This window comes from Maridesulfovibrio sp., assembly GCF_965230075.1.
Classification (GTDB): domain Bacteria; phylum Desulfobacterota; class Desulfovibrionia; order Desulfovibrionales; family Desulfovibrionaceae; genus Maridesulfovibrio.
The window spans coordinates 366,066-387,083 of record NZ_OZ245945.1 but is presented as its reverse complement, the minus strand read 5'-3'; the positions used below and the strand labels follow the sequence as shown (position 1 = coordinate 387,083).

At 50.3% G+C, this 21,018-nt stretch carries 23 protein-coding genes; 10 read left to right on the top strand and 13 right to left on the bottom strand.

Translation table 11 applies throughout. From position 1 onward, the window contains the following. Positions 1–4: 4 nt before the first annotated feature. The gene (locus ACO05Z_RS01710; protein WP_421899855.1) at positions 5–667 is read right to left on the bottom strand and encodes an HAD family hydrolase; all 663 of its coding nucleotides are present in this window, start codon (positions 665–667) and stop codon (positions 5–7) included. Between the two features lie 271 nt (positions 668–938). Here ACO05Z_RS01710 and ACO05Z_RS01705 point away from each other — a divergent pair, with 271 nt between their 5' ends. From ACO05Z_RS01705 to ACO05Z_RS01695, 3 genes are all read left to right on the top strand, one after another. Beyond that, a complete protein-coding gene (locus ACO05Z_RS01705) occupies positions 939–1,607 on the top strand; it encodes a Crp/Fnr family transcriptional regulator (protein ID WP_421899853.1) in 669 nt (222 codons plus the stop codon). Positions 1,608–1,700: 93 nt separating this feature from the next. Continuing rightward, positions 1,701–2,012, top strand: coding sequence for a DUF190 domain-containing protein (locus ACO05Z_RS01700; protein WP_421899851.1), 312 nt, complete (start codon positions 1,701–1,703; stop codon positions 2,010–2,012). Positions 2,013–2,105: 93 nt separating this feature from the next. After that, entirely contained in the window at positions 2,106–2,819 is a 714-nt protein-coding gene (locus tag ACO05Z_RS01695; RefSeq protein ID WP_421899849.1) for a DUF554 domain-containing protein, read from the top strand. Positions 2,820–2,880: 61 nt separating this feature from the next. Here ACO05Z_RS01695 and ACO05Z_RS01690 read toward each other — a convergent pair whose 3' ends face one another. The 3 genes from ACO05Z_RS01690 to ACO05Z_RS01680 form a co-directional block, all read right to left on the bottom strand. After that, positions 2,881–3,789 carry a hypothetical protein gene (locus ACO05Z_RS01690; protein ID WP_421899847.1) on the bottom strand — a complete coding sequence of 303 codons (909 nt, stop codon included), beginning with the start codon at positions 3,787–3,789 and terminating at the stop codon, positions 2,881–2,883. A 98-nt stretch (positions 3,790–3,887) separates the two neighbouring features. Continuing rightward, on the bottom strand, positions 3,888–5,102 hold the full coding sequence (locus ACO05Z_RS01685) for a patatin-like phospholipase family protein (protein ID WP_421899845.1): 1,215 nt from the start codon (positions 5,100–5,102) through the stop codon (positions 3,888–3,890). A gap of 34 nt (positions 5,103–5,136) precedes the next feature. Then, positions 5,137–6,684 (bottom strand): sigma 54-interacting transcriptional regulator, encoded by a 1,548-nt coding sequence (locus tag ACO05Z_RS01680; RefSeq protein WP_421899842.1) that lies wholly within the window; start codon positions 6,682–6,684, stop codon positions 5,137–5,139. 166 nt (positions 6,685–6,850) lie between these two features. On the opposite strand from ACO05Z_RS01680, the gene ACO05Z_RS01675 reads away from it, so the two are divergent. The 7 genes from ACO05Z_RS01675 (at position 6,851) to ACO05Z_RS01645 (ending at position 15,185) form a co-directional block, all read left to right on the top strand. Beyond that, a complete protein-coding gene (locus tag ACO05Z_RS01675; protein ID WP_421899839.1) occupies positions 6,851–7,150 on the top strand; it encodes a hypothetical protein in 300 nt (99 codons plus the stop codon). A 27-nt stretch (positions 7,151–7,177) separates the two neighbouring features. Beyond that, positions 7,178–8,380 carry an aldo/keto reductase gene (locus ACO05Z_RS01670; RefSeq protein WP_421899837.1) on the top strand — a complete coding sequence of 401 codons (1,203 nt, stop codon included), beginning with the start codon at positions 7,178–7,180 and terminating at the stop codon, positions 8,378–8,380. A 163-nt stretch (positions 8,381–8,543) separates the two neighbouring features. Beyond that, on the top strand, positions 8,544–9,743 hold the full coding sequence (locus ACO05Z_RS01665; RefSeq protein WP_421899834.1) for an aldo/keto reductase: 1,200 nt from the start codon (positions 8,544–8,546) through the stop codon (positions 9,741–9,743). A 71-nt stretch (positions 9,744–9,814) separates the two neighbouring features. Further along, complete coding sequence (larC, locus tag ACO05Z_RS01660; RefSeq protein WP_421899831.1) at positions 9,815–11,056, top strand: nickel pincer cofactor biosynthesis protein LarC; 1,242 nt, start codon at positions 9,815–9,817, stop codon at positions 11,054–11,056. Beyond that, the gene (larE, locus tag ACO05Z_RS01655) at positions 11,056–11,853 is read left to right on the top strand and encodes an ATP-dependent sacrificial sulfur transferase LarE (protein WP_421899828.1); all 798 of its coding nucleotides are present in this window, start codon (positions 11,056–11,058) and stop codon (positions 11,851–11,853) included. Before larC ends, larE begins: the two co-directional genes overlap by 1 nt. A gap of 8 nt (positions 11,854–11,861) precedes the next feature. Beyond that, the gene (larB, locus tag ACO05Z_RS01650; RefSeq protein WP_421899825.1) at positions 11,862–12,614 is read left to right on the top strand and encodes a nickel pincer cofactor biosynthesis protein LarB; all 753 of its coding nucleotides are present in this window, start codon (positions 11,862–11,864) and stop codon (positions 12,612–12,614) included. A gap of 135 nt (positions 12,615–12,749) precedes the next feature. Continuing rightward, positions 12,750–15,185 (top strand): hypothetical protein, encoded by a 2,436-nt coding sequence (locus ACO05Z_RS01645; protein WP_421899823.1) that lies wholly within the window; start codon positions 12,750–12,752, stop codon positions 15,183–15,185. Between the two features lie 118 nt (positions 15,186–15,303). On the opposite strand, the gene ACO05Z_RS01640 is transcribed toward ACO05Z_RS01645, so the two are convergent. From ACO05Z_RS01640 to ACO05Z_RS01600, 9 genes are all read right to left on the bottom strand, one after another. Then, a complete protein-coding gene (locus tag ACO05Z_RS01640; protein ID WP_421899820.1) occupies positions 15,304–15,726 on the bottom strand; it encodes a EutP/PduV family microcompartment system protein in 423 nt (140 codons plus the stop codon). A 114-nt stretch (positions 15,727–15,840) separates the two neighbouring features. Then, complete coding sequence (locus ACO05Z_RS01635) at positions 15,841–16,194, bottom strand: BMC domain-containing protein (RefSeq protein WP_421899818.1); 354 nt, start codon at positions 16,192–16,194, stop codon at positions 15,841–15,843. 87 nt (positions 16,195–16,281) lie between these two features. Beyond that, positions 16,282–16,833, bottom strand: coding sequence for a BMC domain-containing protein (locus tag ACO05Z_RS01630; protein ID WP_421899816.1), 552 nt, complete (start codon positions 16,831–16,833; stop codon positions 16,282–16,284). A gap of 57 nt (positions 16,834–16,890) precedes the next feature. Further along, complete coding sequence (locus ACO05Z_RS01625; RefSeq protein WP_421899813.1) at positions 16,891–18,216, bottom strand: 4Fe-4S dicluster domain-containing protein; 1,326 nt, start codon at positions 18,214–18,216, stop codon at positions 16,891–16,893. 79 nt (positions 18,217–18,295) lie between these two features. Continuing rightward, positions 18,296–19,405 carry a 1-propanol dehydrogenase PduQ gene (locus ACO05Z_RS01620; protein ID WP_421899810.1) on the bottom strand — a complete coding sequence of 370 codons (1,110 nt, stop codon included), beginning with the start codon at positions 19,403–19,405 and terminating at the stop codon, positions 18,296–18,298. 107 nt (positions 19,406–19,512) lie between these two features. Next, positions 19,513–19,800, bottom strand: coding sequence for a BMC domain-containing protein (locus ACO05Z_RS01615; RefSeq protein WP_421899807.1), 288 nt, complete (start codon positions 19,798–19,800; stop codon positions 19,513–19,515). 27 nt (positions 19,801–19,827) lie between these two features. Beyond that, positions 19,828–20,187 carry a hypothetical protein gene (locus ACO05Z_RS01610; protein ID WP_421899804.1) on the bottom strand — a complete coding sequence of 120 codons (360 nt, stop codon included), beginning with the start codon at positions 20,185–20,187 and terminating at the stop codon, positions 19,828–19,830. A gap of 2 nt (positions 20,188–20,189) precedes the next feature. Next, a complete protein-coding gene (locus tag ACO05Z_RS01605; RefSeq protein WP_421899801.1) occupies positions 20,190–20,738 on the bottom strand; it encodes a BMC domain-containing protein in 549 nt (182 codons plus the stop codon). 5 nt (positions 20,739–20,743) lie between these two features. After that, entirely contained in the window at positions 20,744–21,013 is a 270-nt protein-coding gene (locus ACO05Z_RS01600) for a EutN/CcmL family microcompartment protein (protein WP_421899798.1), read from the bottom strand. Positions 21,014–21,018 lie beyond the last annotated feature (5 nt).

The window sequence follows — 21,018 nt, the reverse complement described above, 5'->3', positions numbered from 1 at the left end:
AAAATTAAAGCAGGGACACTAAATCAGCAGGGGTATCCAGCACAATATTCGCCCCGGCCTTTACAAGCTCACTTTCCCCGCGGAAGCCCCAACTGGCTCCCACAGCAATCATCCCTGCATTGACTCCGGTTTTAACATCCACATCAGTGTCGCCAATGAATAGGGTCTGCTGCGGGGAAACACCCATTTTCTCAGCAAGCTCAAGGGCTGCGTCAGGTTCAGGTTTAAGAGGAACATCCTTGCGTCCGCCGTAAACAGCGAAAAACTCTATTCCCGGCAGAAACTTTGCTACTGATTCAACAGCATGCTCATGGGGCTTATTGGAAAGAATGGCGACCTTCTTCCCGGCGGCAATGAAATCCGCAAGCACCTCGGGAATTCCGGCATAAGGACGGACGTGCTTATTCAGCTCCTGTTCAAATTCCTTGAGCAGGACCGGTACAAAATTATCATAATCTTCCTGATTCTGCTTGTCTTCAGGCAGCACCCGCCATGCCAGCTTCTTAGCACCGTCACCCACAAACTTGCGATATGCATCTACCGGATGGGTAGGATAGCCCATACGTTCCAAGGCGGAGTTTCCTGCCGCAGCAATATCGCTCAATGTATCAAGGAGGGTTCCATCCAAATCAAAAATAACAGCTGAAAAATCAAGTGAACTTTCCATCTTTACTACTCAATAATAATTAAAGTTTATGATTTATTTCCGGCAACGCGTTGCCCTTAAGCATAAAAAATGCCCTATGATCAAAGAAAAACATAACGGGAAAGAACTAACGCCACGGCAACCTCACAGTCAACATTTTCCATAAATACAATCCTCTTGAAAGAGATTGACCTTTCAGACCGTATGAGGTTGGCTTATGCGAGATTAAACCAATCCCACCTACAAATTTAATAGCTTAAATATGTCCGCAACCGAACAAGATATAGCACAAATGATTGAAGCCCTGCAGGCAGACCCCAACCTCAATAAAGCTGAAACTTCAGCTTTGAAAGAGTTGTCCGCCAAGGCTCGGCAAAAACAGTTCAAGAAAGGAGAATTCATTTTCAAAGCCGGGGATAAGTCGGATAACTTCTGTCTTGTAGAAAACGGGAAAGTCATCCTTTCCAAAGAATCCCCGTCAGGAAAATCCTTCACTTACCTTGTCGCCACCCGGGGAATCACCCTGAACGGAATCACCTGCTTTAAATCCGGGCCAAGACTTTTCAGTGCCCGTGTTGTGGAAGATTCGTCTATTATCACAATACCATGCCATGAGTTCAGATTTTGGGTTGAAAACAATCCCCCCGTTGCCATGGGCATATTGGGCACCATGGGCGAACTGCTTGACGGTGCTTATACCCGCATCATTGACCTGATCGACGAAAGCGTTGAGACCCGCATTCTCAACGTATTAAGCATGTTATCCACCCGCATAGGATCTGAACTTCCCCTCACCAATAGTGATCTTGCCGAAATGGTCGGAACTTCGAGGGAAAGTGCGGCCCGGGTAATATCCAGACTGCAGGATAGTGGAATTGTCTCCAAAGGACGCGGCAGCATCACCGTCCTGAACAAAGAACAATTGGATGAAACAGCCTCCAGCCCTTTTTTTATCATTTAAATTTTAATCTCCTCAGTGACCTGCATCATTGTTCGCATCCGGGTTCCGTAATAAATCCCGTTGAAACACACTCAAAACGAACAGGACAATACGATGCAAGGATATCTGATAACTTTCTTTACCCAGCAAAACCGCGAACAGGATGGTATTCCACTGGCTGACTGGCTTGTGGAAGAAGCCCACAAAATTGGCGTACGCGGAGCTACTTTATTCAGCGGCAAAGAAGGCTTTGGGCATGACGGACGCTTCCACTCAGACAACTATTTTGATTTTGATGACAAACCGCAACTCGTGACTATGGCCCTGACTGAAGACGAATGCGAAAAACTGCTATCCCACCTGAAATCCAAATGCCTTCGTATCTTCTACACTAAATCAAAAGCTGAATTCGGATTTACTTCCTAAGTCCCTCATTTTTCACTTCTCAAACAATTCACCCCCCTGACAGGTATGACAGTTTCATTGGTTGTCGTGCCCCAATCAATAAAGGAATTCTATATGATAGGACCATTTATCAACGGCACTGCACTGCTTGCCGGCAGTGTTGCCGGAGCCATGATCGGCCCGAAACTGAATGTAAATATCCGTACCCGCATGCCCATGGTCTTCGGATGTGCCTCCATGGGCCTCGGCGTCGCCATGATTGTCAAAGTAAAACTTCTCGCCCCGGTTATGCTGGCCCTTGTGCTGGGATCATTGCTGGGTGAAATCATACAGTTGGAGAATCTCATCCAGAACTGTGCAGCTAAAGCCCGTGTTGCAATCGAAAAACTGACCCGGCCCAGCGGAGATATGGATCAGGAAGAATTTCTGGATAAATTCGTTGCTCTGCTGGTCCTCTTCTGCATGAGCGGCACCGGAATTTACGGTTCCATGACAGAAGGAATGACCGGAGACCCGACTCTGCTCATTGTAAAATCAATCCTCGATCTGTTTACCGCCCCCATCTTTGCCTCCACCATGGGCTTCACCGTAGGTATTCTGGTCTTCCCGCAATTTCTGGTTCAAGGCTTGCTCTTTCTGGGAGCATCCATGATCCTGCCCCTGACCACCCCGGATATGCTGGCTGATTTCTCTTCCTGCGGAGGATTGATCATGCTCGCTACAGGATTTCGCATCTGCGGCATCAAGCAGTTTCCTGTGGCTAACATGATCCCGGCCCTGATTCTGGTCATGCCCCTTTCATATTTGTGGGCGACCTACCTGACATAAAAAAATCCCCGCAACGCTCCTGAGCATTGCGGGGATTCAATCTTTCGATAAACTTCCAACCTTATTCCGGATAATCAAACTCCGCCCTGAGAACATCAAGGGCGATTTCTTCCTTAGTCTTATACTTGTCTTTATCGATAAGGGTCGGCTGCCCGGTGGGCGGCACATCGTGATACATGTACTTATAGATGTCGAAATTAAGACAGGTCTTGTTGCGTAGGTGCATTTCCCGGAACCATTGGCAACCCACATCCAGAATCTGCTTGCCCACATTGATAAAGGCCCCGAATGGGGTAGCCTTGCCGATGGGCATGGTCATTTTGCGGGCGATCTTCATGTTTACGAGGCAGCACCATTCATTGACCCTGCATTCCGGCAGAGGCCAAGGCTGCTTGAAAAAGATATCGTGCATGCGCGGCAGGTGGTAAGCCCGGACCTGCTTGCCTTCCGGCGGCTGTGCACTGCGGTAGAGGTCAACCAGTTCCCGGAAATCCGGGCGGTAATCCATATAGGTATCCGGAGAACATTTTCCGGAAAATGCAGCGGGACAATACCAGCACTGCCCAATGTGTCCGGCAGCAACGTAATCCCCGATGCCCTCGACCATGGCCCCGATGATGTCTTTCCTGAAGATGGCGTCATTATGGATGATGAGCACATAATCCTTATCGCTCTTTTCCCAACCGTACTGATAGCGAACGGAATGGCGGTACTCTTCATCATCAATGCGGTCCCATTCAATGGGAAAGCAGTAGTTCCAATACTTGGGCATGTAGTATTCGATTTTGTGGGCCAGTGCATCCAGCACATACTGGTGACACCCCGCATCAATGCCCTTGGTCTGGGTGTTTTCCTCAATAAAATAAATTTTATCTATATGCTGCCCGCTGGCCCGCTCAAGTGAAAGCAGAGCCAGACAAGTCTGCAAGGGCTTGCCGCACACACTGATAATCACATCAACCTTACTCATTCATCCTGCTCCGCTATACAACCTTCCGGCCGAGATTCTTAATCTGTATTCAATAGGAATTGAGTCCGATATAGATAATTTTCACCTATTAATCCACATCATTTGATGATCACTTCTGCAGGAACAGCATCCGGCCCCTTGCGGGCCATGGTTGAAGGAGGGGCAGAATGCCACGGCTTAGGAGCCTTAGCCATGCTGTGACCAAGCACGAAAAGCTTGCTCATGTAGACCGGGCTGAACAGCTCATCAGACTCTTCATTGTAATCCGGAGGAATGAAAGTCAGCTTGAAATCAACACCGTCACGCTCGGCAGTGGAATACATGCGGTAAAGGTCACCGATACCCTGATTGCGAATCAATCCGGCAAGAGAGCGGGCGGCAATGCCACCGATATAAGGCTCCACCTGAACTCCTTCGGTAACAAGAGCATCATTGCGGATAATGTAGAGGACAATTTTCCTTTTTTCGCCGATCTTTTCCAATTCCTCGGCAAGACGAATTGACGGAGGATAGGAAAAGACCTGATTGCTGACCCCGCCGTCCACATGCATTTCATCGTAAATTTTATCCCCGGCCTTGACCTTGAAATAAACCGGAGGGAAGGCCACCGGAACAGAGGCCGAGGCAAGGATCACATCACGGATGAGCTGGTCTGCTTCCGGGGTACCGTACTGGGCCAAGGCCCCGATATCCCAGTAAACCGGACGCATGGCATCGAGGTTGGTAGTGCCGATTAAAAGCCTGCGCCCTTTGCGGTGTTCAACGGCAATCTTGGCAATAAAATCATGGTTAACAAACTTTTTCAGGGCTTCCTTAAGAGGCTCCGTGCTGTACACTGAATCCCCGGAAATAGCCGAAACATAGGAACGCTGCAGCACAAGATCACTGGTTTCAAAAGTCGTGTAAAACATCTCAATGAAAGGATCGTAATCCGGCCCCATGAAGGCAAAAGGAGCAATTAACGCCCCGGTACTGATCCCGGTAACCAGTCCAAAGGTTGGACGATCGCCCCGCTCTGTCCAGCCGCAAAGGAATCCGGCCCCGAAAGCACCGTCAGCACCGCCGCCGGAAAGGGATAGAAAGCTGATTTCATCAGGGAGTTTGTTCAACCTGCTCATCTCGGCCCATTGTTTCATGACCTTGTCCATGTGCCTGGGCGTGGTATCCCCGAAAAACCGGACCTGATCATAACCGGGCAGACTGGCCTGCCCCTGCATTTCCACCGGAATGGGATTACGTTTCAAACCGCAACCTGCCAGCAAGGCCAGCGTGAGAGAAAGAACAACCAGCCTGTTAAAAATATTTGTCTTCATATTTGCAACTTCCATCTTCATAGCTTGATCAATTTTAATTGCCTACTTGGTTAGCAATGCCCAGCTTCTTCATCCTGAAGCGCAATGTACTGGGATTCATGTGCAGAAGCTCCGCAGCACCGCCACGGCCAGCCACCTGTCCGTCTACCTTTTTAAGCACTGCCCGGATATGATGCTCTACAGCCTGATCCATGGTCAGCACAGACTCGCCAACCATTACGGATTCAACATCGTGCTTTGGACGCAACGGGCTGGCAAGTTCCGGAAAAACAAGCTTGTCCCCCTGTGAAAGAATCAAGGCCCGCTCCACAATATTCTGAAGCTCGCGCACATTTCCCGGCCAATGGTATGCTTTTAACATGTCCAGATCATGAGGGTCCACCCCCGGAACACGGGTCAGATTCATTTCACGGGCTTTACGTTCAATAAAATACTGCACCAATGAAGGAACATCCTCCCGGCGCAAGCGCAAGGGCGGAATCCGAATGGGCAGCACATTCAAACGATACCAAAGGTCCTCTCGAAATTTTCCTTCGCGGACCATGGCTTCAAGATCACGGTGAGTGGCCGCAATGACCCGCACATCCACCTCAAGGGTCTTGCTACCGCCGACCCGCTCAAACTTCTTTTCCTGTAACACGCGCAAGAGTTTTACCTGCGCTTCCGGGCTTAGTTCTCCGATCTCATCCAGAAAAAGGGTCCCGCTGTCAGCTCGCTCAAAGCGCCCGCGCTTGGTTTCTGCGGCTCCGGTAAAAGCGCCCTTCTCGTGCCCGAAAAGTTCGCTATCAAGCAAAGTGTCGGGGATGGCTCCGCACTGCATGGTAATCAGCGGCCCCTTCTGGCGCGGTGAGGCCATGTGGATGGCATTGGCAATGACTTCCTTTCCGGTCCCGGTCTCACCCAGCAACAGGGCCGGACTATTGGCCGGACCGATACGCCGGACCTGCTCCATGACTTCGCGCAACCCGAAATCAGCCCCTACGACCTCCATACCCATGGAACGCTTAAGGTCCGCAGACAACGCTCGGTTATCATCGGCCAGCAGGTCACGCATGCGCTTCAGCTCCCCGAAACGGCGGGCATTACTCATGGCAAGGGCCAGCGGCTCGCAGACACTTTCCAGCAGGGCCACATGTTCTGGCGAATAAATATCACGGCCCCGGTCCACTCCCATGAGTTTACCGACCACTTCTCCGCGAATGGTCAGATACATGCCGATCATGGAATACTCTTCCAGTTTCGGATAGTAGCGGAAGAAAATTTTGGGCATGAGGTCAAAACGGTTGAGCACGAAAACCCCTTTTTCCTCAATGGGATTTTCTTCCAGATAACGCAGGTATTCTTCTTCCTGCTGCAATTCCGCAGAAAAACCGTCCCCGAAAAGCTCTCCCCAGTTCCCGGTAAAGCTGGTCACGTTGAACATATCCTGTTCGTCCGGGGCATGATAGACCAGTGCGGCCCCGCTCATGGGGATAAACCGCTTCATATATTCAAAGGTCTGGGCCAGAGCCTGATCAATATCCAGACTGCCGCAGATACGCAGGGTCACTTCCTTGAAAAAATCATTTTGCTTGGACGCCATATTTCACCTCTTAATTCGACGCAACATATTGCGCCAGCGTAATATACTGCGTCGCAATGCGCAACATATCACCTCAATAGACTTCGATCACACAATAAACCCTTTAATTTCAGAGCAATAATTTTTGGCCCGCTTCTTGTTAAGCAGAAGAACAGAGGAGCAGCAAATGAAATGGATCGAATTCATCAGAGTCAGGTCTTCAGCTTCAGTACTTGATGAGGCTGTAAGCGCAGTGACCGGAGAGGTGAACAAAATAAATGAATCCCCGAGCGGTGCAGAAGCATTCATGATGCGTCATGGACTCTTCGACGGCGACTTGGCCGTGGTTCTGGTCTGGGGAGATGGTATCAAGCCGGACAAAACCCGCGAAGGCTTGCTGCTGGCCGGAACCCTTGAACAATACGGCCCGGTGGAACACGCGGTCTGGATTCCGGCTGCAGGTAATTACGACTGTAAAAATTGCTAGCTAAGCGACAAAAGATAAGGAGCAAAAATGATCTACAGAGAAGTACCCAAAAACGGCGATAAACTTTCCGCCCTCGGCTACGGGCTGATGCGCCTGCCCACAAAACTGGGCCGTATCAATGAACCCTTGGCAGAGAAGCAGATTCTTGAAGCCATCGAAAAAGGCATCAACTATTTTGATACTGCAGTGCCTTACCACAGCGGCAAAAGCGAATCATTTTTTGGTAAGGTGCTGGCCAAAAACAACTGTCGGGACAAAGTTAAGATCGCAGACAAGCTCCCCCACTGGCAGTGTGCTTCCAAAGAAGAGATGCATAAGGTGCTTGATGAGCAGCTTGCCAAGCTCCAGACCGAATACATCGACTACTACCTGATCCACGCCCTGAACGGGGAAATGTGGGATAAAGCCAAGGACCACGGCGTAATCGAATTCATCAATGAAGCCCTTGAAAGCGGCAAGATCATAAATGCCGGTTTCTCCTTCCACGGACTGGCCGAAGACTTCAACCGCATTGTGGACGACTACCCGTGGTCCTTCTGCCAGATTCAGTACAACTTTCTGGATACCGAAAATCAGGCCGGAACCGCAGGTCTCAAATACGCAACCTCCAAGGATATGGCTGTCATAATCATGGAACCCCTGCGCGGCGGCAACCTCGCCAAGACTCCCCCCCCATCGGTCAGGAAAATCTGGGCCAAGGCCGACCACAAACGCACCCCGGCTGAATGGTCCTTCCGCTGGCTCTTGAACCAGCCTGAGGTAACCGTGATCCTTTCCGGCATGAACGATGATGCCCACATTGCCGAAAACATGGCTATTGCCGAAAAAGGCGAAGCTAATTCCCTGACCGAAAAAGAGGTTGCCATTGTTGATGAAGCCGCTGCGGAATTCCGCAGAGTCATGCGCGTGGGTTGTACCGGATGCCAGTACTGCATGCCCTGCCCCGCCGGAGTGGATATCCCCGGCAGCTTTACCCATTACAACTCAAAACATGCCTTCAAGGACAAGCAGGCCTCCATGTTTTACGCTTTCCAGATGGGCGGCATGGTCGGTGATCCCATGCTGGCTTCCCAGTGCATTAAGTGCGGCAAATGCGTAAAGAAATGTCCCCAGTCCATCGACATCCCCGCTGAGCTTGAAAAAGTGGCCGACGATATGGAAGGCTGGATGATGAAGCCAATGATCTGGCTGGGTAGAAAAATGATGAAAGTGCGCAAGAAGAAAAAATAGGAACCGGGATATCCGCTTTGTTACAGTTTAGCCACACAGTCACTGATTCAGATATTTGTCTGATTAAAACACGGTACTTTGATGTATACTTACCCAGTTTATCCATACTGCCCCAACGGCAGCATTTACGAAAATAAACCCGGTAAACAAAGGGAGAGAAAGTATGCTTTACCGCAAGGTACCTAAAACTGGAGACAAGCTGTCCATCTTGGGCTTCGGTGCAATGCGCCTGCCCATGATCGATGACAAGACCATTGATAAAAAGCGCGCAATCGCCCAGATACGCAATTGCATCGACAACGGCGTAAACTATGTGGATACCGCATGGCCCTACCACGGCGGACAAAGTGAGGGCATTGTAGGCAAGGCACTCAAAGACGGCTACCGTGAAAAGGTCGCTATCGCTGACAAACTGCCCCAATACATTGTTGAATCCCGTGAACATATGGACGAGATCCTTGATGAGCAGTTGAGACGTCTTGATGTTGACTGTATCGATTACTACCTGATCCATGCTGTTGAAGGGAATTCATGGGACCGTTCTGTAGAGCTCGGCGTGAAGGACTTTCTGGACAAGGCCCTTGAATCCGGGAAAATCCGTTATGCTGGTTTTTCTTTCCACGGCGTTCCTGAAGACTTCAAGCGCATTGTGGACGATTACCCGTGGACCTTCTGCCAGATTCAGTACAACTTCCTCGATACTGAAAACCAGGCCGGAACCGCAGGACTGGAATACGCAGCTTCAAAAGATCTCGCGATAATGATCATGGAACCACTGCGCGGCGGCAACCTCAGTGCCCCCACTCCCCCGGACGGAGTTCAGGAAATCTTTGATGAAGCCGACGTTAAACGTGCCCCGGTTGAATGGGCGCTGCGCTGGGTCTGGAACCACCCCGAAGTAACCGTGGTTCTTTCCGGCATGAACGAAGAGGAACACATCAAGCAGAACCTTGCCATTGCTTCCGAAGCCGAAGCTAATTCCTTAAATGAGAAAGAGCTTGAAATAGTAGGCAAAGTGGCTGCAAGGTACAAAGAACTCATGCAGGTTCCCTGTACTGGATGCGCATACTGCATGCCCTGCCCCGCCGGAGTCAGGATTCCGGGCTGTTTTGAAATCTTCAACAGCGCCCATATGTTCAAGGAAAAGGCAGACCAGTTCAAATTCCAGTATGCCGTATTCTTCAGCGAAGAAATGGCCGGAGAATCTGCCTACGCTTCCCAGTGCGTGGAATGCGGACAGTGCGAAGAACACTGTCCCCAGCACATAGCCATTCCCGAACAGCTTAAGCGAGTCGTAGACTACTTTGAGCAGGGAGACATGCAGGCCATGGTAAACATGGTAGCGAACAAACAGGAAAACTAATTAAATTTGTGCGGGTGCCGGACACCCGGCATCCGCACAAAACAACGGCCCCTAGCCGGACCGGAATTAAAATGAACATACTCTATTACGATTGTTTTTCAGGCATAAGCGGCGACATGAACCTCGCTGCCATGATCGACCTTGGCGCTGAACCAGATATTCTTAAATCCGAACTTGCCAAGCTCGGTCTGGCAGACGAATTCAGCCTCAAAATCTCCCAAGATTCCCGCAAGGGCATCTTCGGCACCCGCGTGGATGTAGAGCTGCCCCACGAACACCACCATGGGCACGATCATGGACACCATCACCACGACCATGAACACACGCACGCTCATCACCATCATCACGAGCACCGCAACCTGAAAGACATTGAAGAGCTGATTAGTTCCAGCAACCTCAGCGACAAGGTCAAAACCACCAGCCTTGCGATTTTCAAGCGTGTTGCCGAGGCTGAAGCCAAAATCCACGGCAGTACTATTTATGAAGTCCATTTCCATGAAGTAGGTGCAACTGATTCCATCGTCGATATAGTCGGCGCGGCCATTTGCTTCCACGAATTGGAAATCGATCAAGTCTGGTGTTCCTCCATCGAATTGGGCGGCGGATTCGTAAACTGCGCCCACGGCAAGATGCCTGTTCCCGCGCCGGCTACCTCTGAAATCCTCGCCGGACTACCCTCCACTCAAGGAGCGGTACAAAAAGAAACAACCACTCCCACCGGAGCGGCTATCCTCGCCGAAATGGTCGACAATTTTACCGATTCCCCACGCATGGCTGTGCAAAAAACCGCCTACGGCATCGGGCACCGGGACAATGAAATCCCCAACGTGCTCCGCGTCCAGCTTGCAAAAGTCGAGCAGCAAGCAGAATCGCTGCCCACGGTTTCCGCGCGGCTGCTGCAATGCAATATCGACGACATGACCGGGGAGATGCTCGGTGCGGCCCTTGACCAGCTCATGGAAGACGGGGCCATGGATGTGCATTTCACCCCCATCGTCATGAAAAAGAACCGTCCGGCAACGACCCTTTCTCTGCTCTGCTCCGCTGAAGACGAGGACAAATTCAAACGTCTGATTTTCAAGCACACCAGCACACTGGGCATCAAGAGTATTGCCATAGAAAAGACTGTGCTCGGCATATCCTTCGATAAACTCGAAACAGCGCTCGGAACAGTGACCATGAAAAATGCCATTTTAGATGGTGAGGTAATCCGCTCCAAGCCAGAACTGGAAGATTGCCGCACTCTTGCTAAAAAAAACGGTATTCCTCTAAGTGAAGTATACTTACAGATCGGAAAAGTAAGAGATATTTAATGGACAGACTTGCCTTGAAATATGAGAAACTGCTCGGGATTCTCGCTGAAACTGATGGAGCGGTTATCGCATTTTCCGGTGGAGTAGACAGTACTCTGCTGCTTCACGCAGCCAACGAAGCCCTTGGCGATAAAGTAACAGCTGCTTCCATCGCCACTCCTTACGTTCCGCAATGGGAACAGCGTGAGGCAAGAGAATTTGCCAAACAAATAGGTGTAAAACATATAGTGGTGGATATGGATTTTCCTGCGGAACTGCGCATGAATCCCCCGAAACACTGCTACACTTGCAAAAAGATTCTGTTCAGCAAGCTGTTGGAAGTGGCGCGGGAGAATGCGCTGAAGCACGTCCTAGAAGGGACCAACATCGACGATCTCAGCGATTACCGTCCCGGTATCAAGGCCCTGCGGGATCTGAAAATCCGCAGCCCCTTTGTGGAGGCGGAACTGGCCAAGGCTGAAATACGCGAACTTTCGCGCAGGTTCAACCTGCCCACATGGGACAAGCCTTCCTTCGCCTGCTTACTCTCGCGCATGCCTGTGGATGTGGAAGTAACCAACGAGGCATTGCAGCAGGTGGAACAGGCTGAAGTTTTCCTCATGAAAATCGGATTCCCGGCTGTGCGGGTCCGTCATCACGGTGAAGTGGCCCGCATCGAAGTCCCGGCGGACAGATTGCAGGATTTCATTAACGCCAATGAGATTAACGGGATCAACAATAAATTAAAAGAAATCGGCTACCGCCATGTAGCGCTAGACTTGGGCGGCTACACCATGGGTAGCTTGAATAAAAAATAGAGAGTATTATGACCAACGATAATCTGAAAAATATACTGAATGCGGTAAAAGACGGCAGCATGGATGTGGATCAGGGCTTGGATAAGCTGCGCGACCTGCCTTATCAAGACATCGGGCATACCAAAATTGACCACCACCGCTCCTTGCGTAACGGCTTCCCGGAAGTAATCTATGGTGCAGGCAAAACTCCGCAGCAGGTCGGCGATATTTTCGAACACATGTGCGAGCGCAACAACGTGCTGGCAACCCGTGTTTCCCCGGAAACTGCCGAACACGTTACTAGCCGCTTTCCGCATGTAGACTACAATGCCGTAGCTAACACCCTGACCTGCAAAAGCAAAAACATCTCATACAACAGCGGCATGGTCGGTATCATCACCGCCGGGACTTCCGATCTGGATGTGGCTGAAGAAGCGCTGGTTACCTGCGATATGCTGGGCAGCCGTGCCGAAATCATATCCGATATCGGAGTGGCCGGAATTCACCGTCTCTTTGACCGCATTGAAGATATCCGCAAATACTCGGTACTCATCGTAGTGGCCGGTATGGAAGGTGCTCTTTCCAGCGTTATCGGCGGACTTGTGGACCAGCCAATTATCGCCGTACCTACTTCAGTGGGCTACGGAGCAAACTTCTCCGGCCTGTCCGCCCTGCTGGGCATGCTAACATCCTGCGCCAGTGGAGTGACTGTCGTGAATATTGATAACGGCTTTGGTGCGGCCTGCGCGGCATGTAAGATTAATAAGGTTATTGATCGGTAGAAGGGACTTACAAATACCACTATGCTTAAAGAATAGATTTTTAATATTATTTTATATATAGTCGCGCAAATCCAACCCATTGCAATCAAGGATTCTTCTAGAATCATCCAATATTTCTTCTAGGTGGGGAGCTATATGCGCGAGTTGACCGTTATATTTATTGCCTTGGCATTTTTGAGCTGCCCTGGCTTAACTCAGGCATCTTTAGGTGGTTGGGCGAATTTACCAGCCGGGGCCGCCACAAAAATAGAAACACAGATTGCTGCAGACAACTGCGCATTCGTTCCACAAAAAGACGGAAGTTCCGCCTCCAGCACTCTGGATGGTTCCCTGCAACTTAATGCGGACAATTCCAGAGTACGTTTCGGCAATAAAGACAATTGGTTCTCCCTAACCCTAGATTCCGTGGGCCGAGCCGAGAAAATGCTCAAGGCCGAAGAGCCGAAGCTAAAATCTGAAGGCACCAAGCTGAACCTGATCCGCGAAGGTATGACCGAATGGTATAAAAACCACGGTAAAAATATCGAACACGGGCTGGTCATTCATAAAAAGCCTACAGGCAAAGGAGAACTGACCTTTGCCTTCTCTACCTCCGGAAACCTCAGCCCGCAGCAGCATGGAGCGGATATTCTCTTCAGCGGAGCCGAATCCATCAAATACTCCACCATAAAAGTCTGGGATGCCAAAGGCATCCCGCTGCCCTGTTCCATGGCTGTGGCAGAAGGCAGACTGCTCTGGCTGGTGGACGACTCAAAAGCAGACTATCCGCTGACCATTGATCCCACCGTATCTTTTGTTAAAATGATTACCGCAGATACAGTTACAGATTCAGATTTATTCGGATACTCAGTCGCAGTTTCAGGAGAAATCGCCATTGTAGGGGCCCCTCATTACAACAACAATGCCGGAGCCGCATACATCTTTTACAAGGATGAGGGCGGTACAAATAATTGGAGATTTATAAAAAAAATCACCGCTTCAGATACTACTGCAAGCTGGCAGTTCGGATACTCCGTCGCAATTTCGGGGGATATCGCCATTGTTGGATCTCCTTACTCAAATTTTAACGAACACGGCAGTATAAAGATCAAGGCCGGAGCGGTATACATCTTCTATAAAAATGAAGGCGGCGCGAATAATTGGGGGCAAATTAAAAAAAACAACGGATATTATACAGGCGACCAATTAGGCTGGTCGGTTTCAATTTCAGGAGATATTGCTATCGGCGGCACACCTTGCGCAGCCTCTTGGTGGACAGGCAACTCAGGTATTGCTCTCATCTACTATAGAAATCAAGACGGACCGGATCAATGGGGTAAAAAAGTAGGTATTTATGCTCCAACAGCTAAAGCAAATGCCAAATTCGGATACTCGGTCGCGATTTCGGGAAATATTGTTGTTGCGGGATCACCTTTTGCTGAAAGCAATGCGGGTGAGGTAGACATCTTCTACAAAGATGAGGGCAATATAGATAACTGGGGCCATATAAAAACAATTACCGCTTCGGAAACTCTGAATTTCGGAGATTCTGTCGCAATTTCAGGAGATATTATTATTGCGGGAGCACCCGGCACAGCAAACGGCGGGGCGGCACATATTTTCTATAAAGATGAGGGGAGTGCGAATAATTGGGGAGAAGTAAAAAAAATTACCGCTTCCAATGCGCAAGCAGACGCCAAATTCGGGGACTCCGTAGCCCTCTCAGGGGACATTGCCGTTGTAGGTGCTCCAATGGAAGACCACTCCTCCCGCAACGACTGCGGTGCTGCATACATTTTCTATAAAGATCAGGGTAATACAAATAATTGGGGAGAACGCAAAAAAGTCGTCGATGCTGAGGCCCAAACAGACGACCACTTCGGAGCAGCCGCTGCCGTTGCCGGGGACATTGTCATAGTTGGCGACTATAACAAACACATAGAGGAAGTTGCAGAAGCCGGGGCCGCTTACATTTATGACATCGACAGGACTGACCCGGACAAGAAAATCGTTCCGGCACAGAATCAACCTTCCGGCACAGTAGCAATCATCGATGAAATATCAGTTGAAGTGCACACCAAAGAAGAAATCACCGATCAGTACAATTCCGTAGGTATGGGTGAAATGCTCGGCTCGCAGACCTTTGAATTTACAGCGACAGTCACTGACGACCATCTGGCCTACTTCAGTTTCAACAGTACCAGCCTCGGTGAACGGCGAGCCGGGGATGTTACGCTCTACAAACTCCTTACCGATAAACCGAGCCTTACATTCAAGTACAGCGACACCCAGAACCCCACCCAGGAAGGCTATTTCTGGATCACGGACGAAGACAACAGCGGGCAATACATTGACCCGAATACTATTCTTACCGGAGGAAGAAGCTACACAATAAACTACTCCATCATGGATAACGGCGATTATGACACCAATGAGACCCACGGCATAATCCATGACCCGGTGGTGCCCGGCACATTGGGAAGCAGCGGCACAGGCTGCACACTCAATCCGCAGGCAAACAGTTCCATGGAACTGGCAGCATTGTTCATCATTGCCCTGCTGGGCGCGATGCTGAGACTTAGGAAGAAATAATCTTGAACCCTTTAGCCAGCTTCTCATATAGCTTTTAAAATCACCCTCAAAACTAAGGCCTTAATATCATATGATATTAAGGCCTTAGTTGATGGAAATTTTTGTTGCAGCTAGCAAACTAGGAGATCACTTCCAGAATGTCCTCAATACCCTCACCTGTAACAGAACTGGTGCGGATAATTTCCTTGGCCCCAGCCTGTTTAAGAAAGCGTTCAGCCAGAGCGGGATCGGCGTTTGGTGCATCAACCTTGGAGATAAGACCGATGACCTTGCGGTTGAACATGGAAGCAAAAAGAGGCGGAAAGAGACTGGTCCGGCGGGTGGCATCCTGTACGATTGCCAAGACCTTACAGTCAGCGGAAGAAGTAATCAGAGCGTGATAGAACCAGCTGTTTTCAAGGAATTCGCCGGGGGTGTTGATGAAGGGTCCGAAGTGTTCAACGGCCATGGCTCGACGCGGGGAATAGGATTCGCCAGATAGGGCTTTGATAAGCGAGCTTTTGCCGGAGCGGGTCTCGCCCACAAACATGGTTTTTTTCATAAAATGCCTTCGGCGACCCTGCCGGGAGCCTTAAACCCTTTTCCAAAAGGGTTTAAGAATCCCAAAACGTTTTATTAGGCTTTGCCATCTCTTATCCAAAGCCTCTTCTTAATTTTAGGATCTAGTCAATTCTACAGAAGAATAATGCAAAGTGCCTTCAAAGTAATCGAGCACAGCACGAAGAGAAGCTTCCACGCTGGCAACATCTCCCAGAATCAGCAGAGAACCACCAAAACGGTCCAGAAATCCGATCTCAACAGAGGCGGCCTTGGTAGCGACATCAGATGCGATGATCACACCCTCGCTGGGGGTGATGGTCATGATGCCGATGGCTCCGGCGGAGTTATCATCCAGACCGAGCTTGAGATAAATATCCCGGTGCGGGCTGGCAATGAGATGGGCAAGGGTGACCTGCTTACCGGGAACGTATTCCTGAATAATGCGCTGTTTGTTGTCGTTGTCCATCATAATCAAACTCCTTTAGAAAAAAACCGGCACGTGCTGAAGTGGAAAGGCACGTGCCGGTAAGATGACATGTGCTCCAGTGTTAAGACACTAGATCAACTGTTCTTTAATACCTTCGCTGGGGGAAGGAATGACAACGTGGCTATGAACCGGACCGGATTCAGCAACGCCTTCGATTCCAGCTTCAACAGAAGCTTTAACGGAACCGACATCACCGGTCATGGTTACGAAAGCTTTACCTGCGAGACCGGCAGCCATACGGATTTCGATCAGGCTTACATCTGCGGCTTTTGCTGCTGCATCAGCAGCAAGGATACAGGAAGCGATAGTGTAGGTTTCGATCACACCCAGTGCATTGATGCGGGGCACGATGGAAGTACCGCTCAGTGCGGGGATAACATCAGCGTGAATGCTGGGGATGGTGAAATGGTCAACAACCATGTCAGCACCGATCTGACAACCGACTTCAACGGAGCTTTTAACAGCGCCGGTATCACCACAAACAACAACAATATATCTGCCCGGACAGGTGGGGCGAGCCATTACCAGCTCGACAGATGCTGCTTTGAGCATTTCATCTGCGGTATGGATGCCGAGGGCAACGCTGTTCAGTTCTACACAACCGATAGTACGTAAATCCATTTTATATCTCCTTTTGGAAGGGGATGCGCAAAGCGCTTTTACAGGAAACCCTGCAAATTATTTCTTGATAACTACTACGCCGTTCTCAACGCTTTCGACGGTTCCGTCGATGCTGGCGTGAACCCTAGCACCCATTGCGCCTTCGGGAATTTCACCGATCAGGTCGCCGCAGCTGACCTTGGCGCCTGCGGAAACAACACACTGCGCCGGAGCACCGATGTGCTGGCCGAGACGGATGTTGACCACGGAGGGAGTGAACTCACCTGCATATTCGGGATGACCGTCATACTTGGAGAGGTTCAGTCGCTGGATCAGACGCTTGGTCGGGATAGCCCTGCTTGCACGGAACGGGTTCGCTTTCAGTTCATTACCCTTGGATTCCCAGGTTACGCGTTCCTTCATCAGGACCTGCTTAATCTGAGCATTCACTTCACGGGGAGAAATCATCATGGGGCAAGCGAATTTTTCACAGATGCCGCATTCGGAGCAAAGAAGTGCTTCTTTAGCTACTTCGGTATCCAGCTCATTGTTGGCGATCACACGCATCAGCTTGTGCGGATGCAGGGAATGGCCGAGCAGGTTACGCGGACAAAGGTCGGTGCAGCGTGAACACTGACAGCAGATAGTGTTGGTGATGCGGCGGATCTTTTCGGGGTCCATAACCTTACCTGCAACCACGTTGTGGTTGGGAGGCAGAACCAGAAGTCCGCTGGTGGTCTTGGTTACCGGCTGGTTGGTATCGGGAAGGACCCGGCCCATCATGGGACCACCGTCTACTACTTTGTAGTCGGAAATGGTCGGTCCGCCTGCGAATTCAAGCACGTCGGAAACAAGAGTTCCCACGGGAACTTTAACGACCATGGGCTTCTTAATTTCCCCGGCAACGGTCAGGTAACGGTGAGTTACCGGCTTACCGTCCATGGCCAGAGCCACGTTGAACAGGGACTCGGTGTTGCTGACTACAGCGCCCACCTGAAGGGGGATACCGCGTTCAGGAACAGTACGACCCAGAACTTCATAAACCAGCACCTGCTCATCACCGGCAGGATAGAAATCTTTGAGTACGAAACATTCAAGAGTACCTGAAGCGTCACGGGCAACTGCCTCTTCAACAGCCTTAACGGCCTTGGCATGTTTACCCTTAAGACAGATGATACCTTTTTTTGCTCCGGTGCAGTCCATGATCGCTTTAAGGCCGCGAATCATGGTGTCTACTTCCGCTTCCATGAGGTAGGGGTCGCTCATGAGCAGAGGTTCACAGGAAGCACCGTTCACCAAAACGGTGTCTACTGTGGCTTCAGCCTTAACGTGAGTCGGGAGGCCAGCACCACCGGCACCGACAACACCTGTCTCGCGAATAATATCAACTATATTTGCAGCCATTTGATTTTATTCCTTCCGATTTGCCTCCGGCGGATTGAACAACGTTCAAACCGCCGGAGGAGTTCAAAATAGCTATTACTTACCAAGCCTTGAGCAGAAGTTCCTTCACATCGTCACGTGAAGGGTTTCTGGGGTTGCTCGCAGTGCAGATATCATCAAGCACGTTACGGGCAATTGTGTTCAGGCTGGTTTTGAAAACACTTTCATCAATCTTCAATGCGCCGACATTGTTGGGAATACCCATGGACTCATTAAGTTCCATGACCGCGTCGATGAGGGAACGGGTTCCTTCTTCAACGGTTTCTGCGGGCAGTTCCAGCATGGTGGCGATTTCGTGGTAACGGATGCCCACATCAAAGCTGTTGAACTTGATTGCGTGGGGCAGGACTACCGCGTTTGCCAGTCCGTGCGGCACATGAAAAATTCCGCCGAGGGAGTGGGCGATGGAATGGGTAATGCCCAGTCCGCTGTTGTTGAAAGCCATACCTGCCATGCAGGAACCGAGCAGCATATGCTCGCGTGCTTCCATGTCATCACCGTTGATATAGGCCCGCTTGAGATACTTGAATACGTAACGGATAGCGTATCTTGCGTAGATGGAAGTAAAAGCGTTGGCCTCACGGGAAGTGTATGCCTCAATGGCGTGGGTCAACACGTCCATACCTGTTGCCGCGGTTACGTGCGGAGGCAGGGAACGGGTGAAACGGGCATCGAGGATAGCCATATCCGGGATGAGCATTTCATCGTTCAAAGGAATCTTAACTTCATTAACCTTGTCGGTGACCACAGCATAACTGGTAACTTCAGCCCCGGTACCACTAGTGGTGGGGATGGCGACCAGTGTGGGCTTGACCTTTCCTTCAAGAGCCTTTCCAGCGAAAAAGGAAATGGCCTTGGCCGCATCAATGGGTGAGCCACCGCCGAGGGCGATAATCAGGTCAGCCTGATTTTTAAGGAAAATCTGTGCTCCCTTAGTAACTGTCTCAAGGGAAGGATCGGGTTCAACCTCATTAAAGATGATGAAGGGAATCCCTTTACGATCAAGATGGGTGCGGACACGGTCAACAAAACCGGTCTTAACCATGAATGAATCGGTAACAATAAAAGCCCGCGTTGCCGGAATAGTCTCCAGATTATCCAGAGCATCTTCGCCGTAGCAGATCTTTGTTTTGCCGTAGAACTGTGTCACCCTTTTCTCCAATAAATCAAAAATATCAGGGTTAAAATCTATTCAGCTAAAAATTTGTATAGGGGCGCGAGTGTGAGGGGTGAGGGGTACCCGCGCCCCTTATGTCCTTACTTTACAGCGCATTTGGGAAGAATAACTTCCACTTCGCTGTGAGGACGGGGTATCACGTGTACGCTGCGCAGTTCACCTACGCGTTCAGCAGCAGCGGCACCAGCGTCTACTGCAGCTTTAACAGCACCAACATCGCCACGAACCAATACGGTTACGAGACCGCCGCCGACCTGTTCACGGCCAACGAGAGTTACGTTTGCTGCTTTAACCATGGCATCGGCTGCTTCTACAGAACCGACGAGGCCTCTGGTTTCTACCATTCCGAGAGCGTTGAGAGATGACATAATTTTCTCCTCTTAAAAAACTAAACTTTAAATATTTCCTTTAACGGCATCAGCAAGCTTGAAGCTCATTTCCTTGAGCTGGGCAAGGTCGGTGATTCCGTATTCTTCCTTCAGCAGCACCGCAATGCCCATAACGAGTTCTTCACAACCGTTACATGCTTCTTTAGTGCAGTCAGAGTTGCCGCATCCGACGTTATCGGCTGCACCGTTGCAGCATCCGGCAACAGCAGCGGCAGCATCTTCCACGCGAGCAAGCTTGATCTTTCTCTTGCTGAGCTCATCTTTGGCTCCAGGAGTCAGAATCATATTGCAATCCGCGAAGAAAGTGTGACAATCCGGGCAGATAAAAGAATCAAGGTTGCCCGCTTCGATAAGTTTCTTTTTCATCTTTACCTCGTTCCCCTTACTAAGGCCTTTACGACCGAGGCGTCGGGTCCGGGGATGACTACCGCCTCAATAATATTTTTGCCCAAAACGGCGGATGCTGCATCTGCGGCTTCCTGAACCGCAGCCACATCGCCGCTCATAACGAAATATGATTTGCCGTTGATCCCCTGCCCTGCTGCAAAACGAGCAAGTTCAATATCGGAGCGCTTAACTGCCGCATCCGCTGCCACCACGCCGGTGGAAACATTGCGACACTCTACAATTCCGATAGCCTTGACTTCGGTAAGAGCAACGGGGCTTTTCAGCACTGCAGCCACTTGCGGGGAAAGGCTGGAAATAACAAAGCTGTCCTTGATCTTACTTCCGTCAGACCGCGCAGCTTCGACACTGGCTGCCACAGCAGCCTGATCACCGGTTACATAGATAAGGTATCTACCGGAACAAATAGTAGAAGCGCGAACAAGCTTAACATCAGCAGCTTTCATCATGGTATCGGCGATGCGCACTCCGGCTGCAATGTGCCAGCATTCAACTATGCCCAGTGTCTTCATGGCAATTAAACCTGTGCCTGAACTTCATCGATGATACCGACAATGGCAGCATCAACCGGGGCTTCGTGGTTACGCAGAGCCATACGCGCAGAGCTTCCGGTGGTAACCAGAACCTGCTCACCGATGCCTGCACCAACGCAGTCAACAGCTACGAAAACTTCATCGCTGCCCTTTTCTTCGATATCAAGGCGCTGAACAACCATCAGCTTCTCCCCGCTCAAATCATCATTCTTGCGAGTGGCCCAGACATTACCGACAACTTTACAGATAATCATGGAAT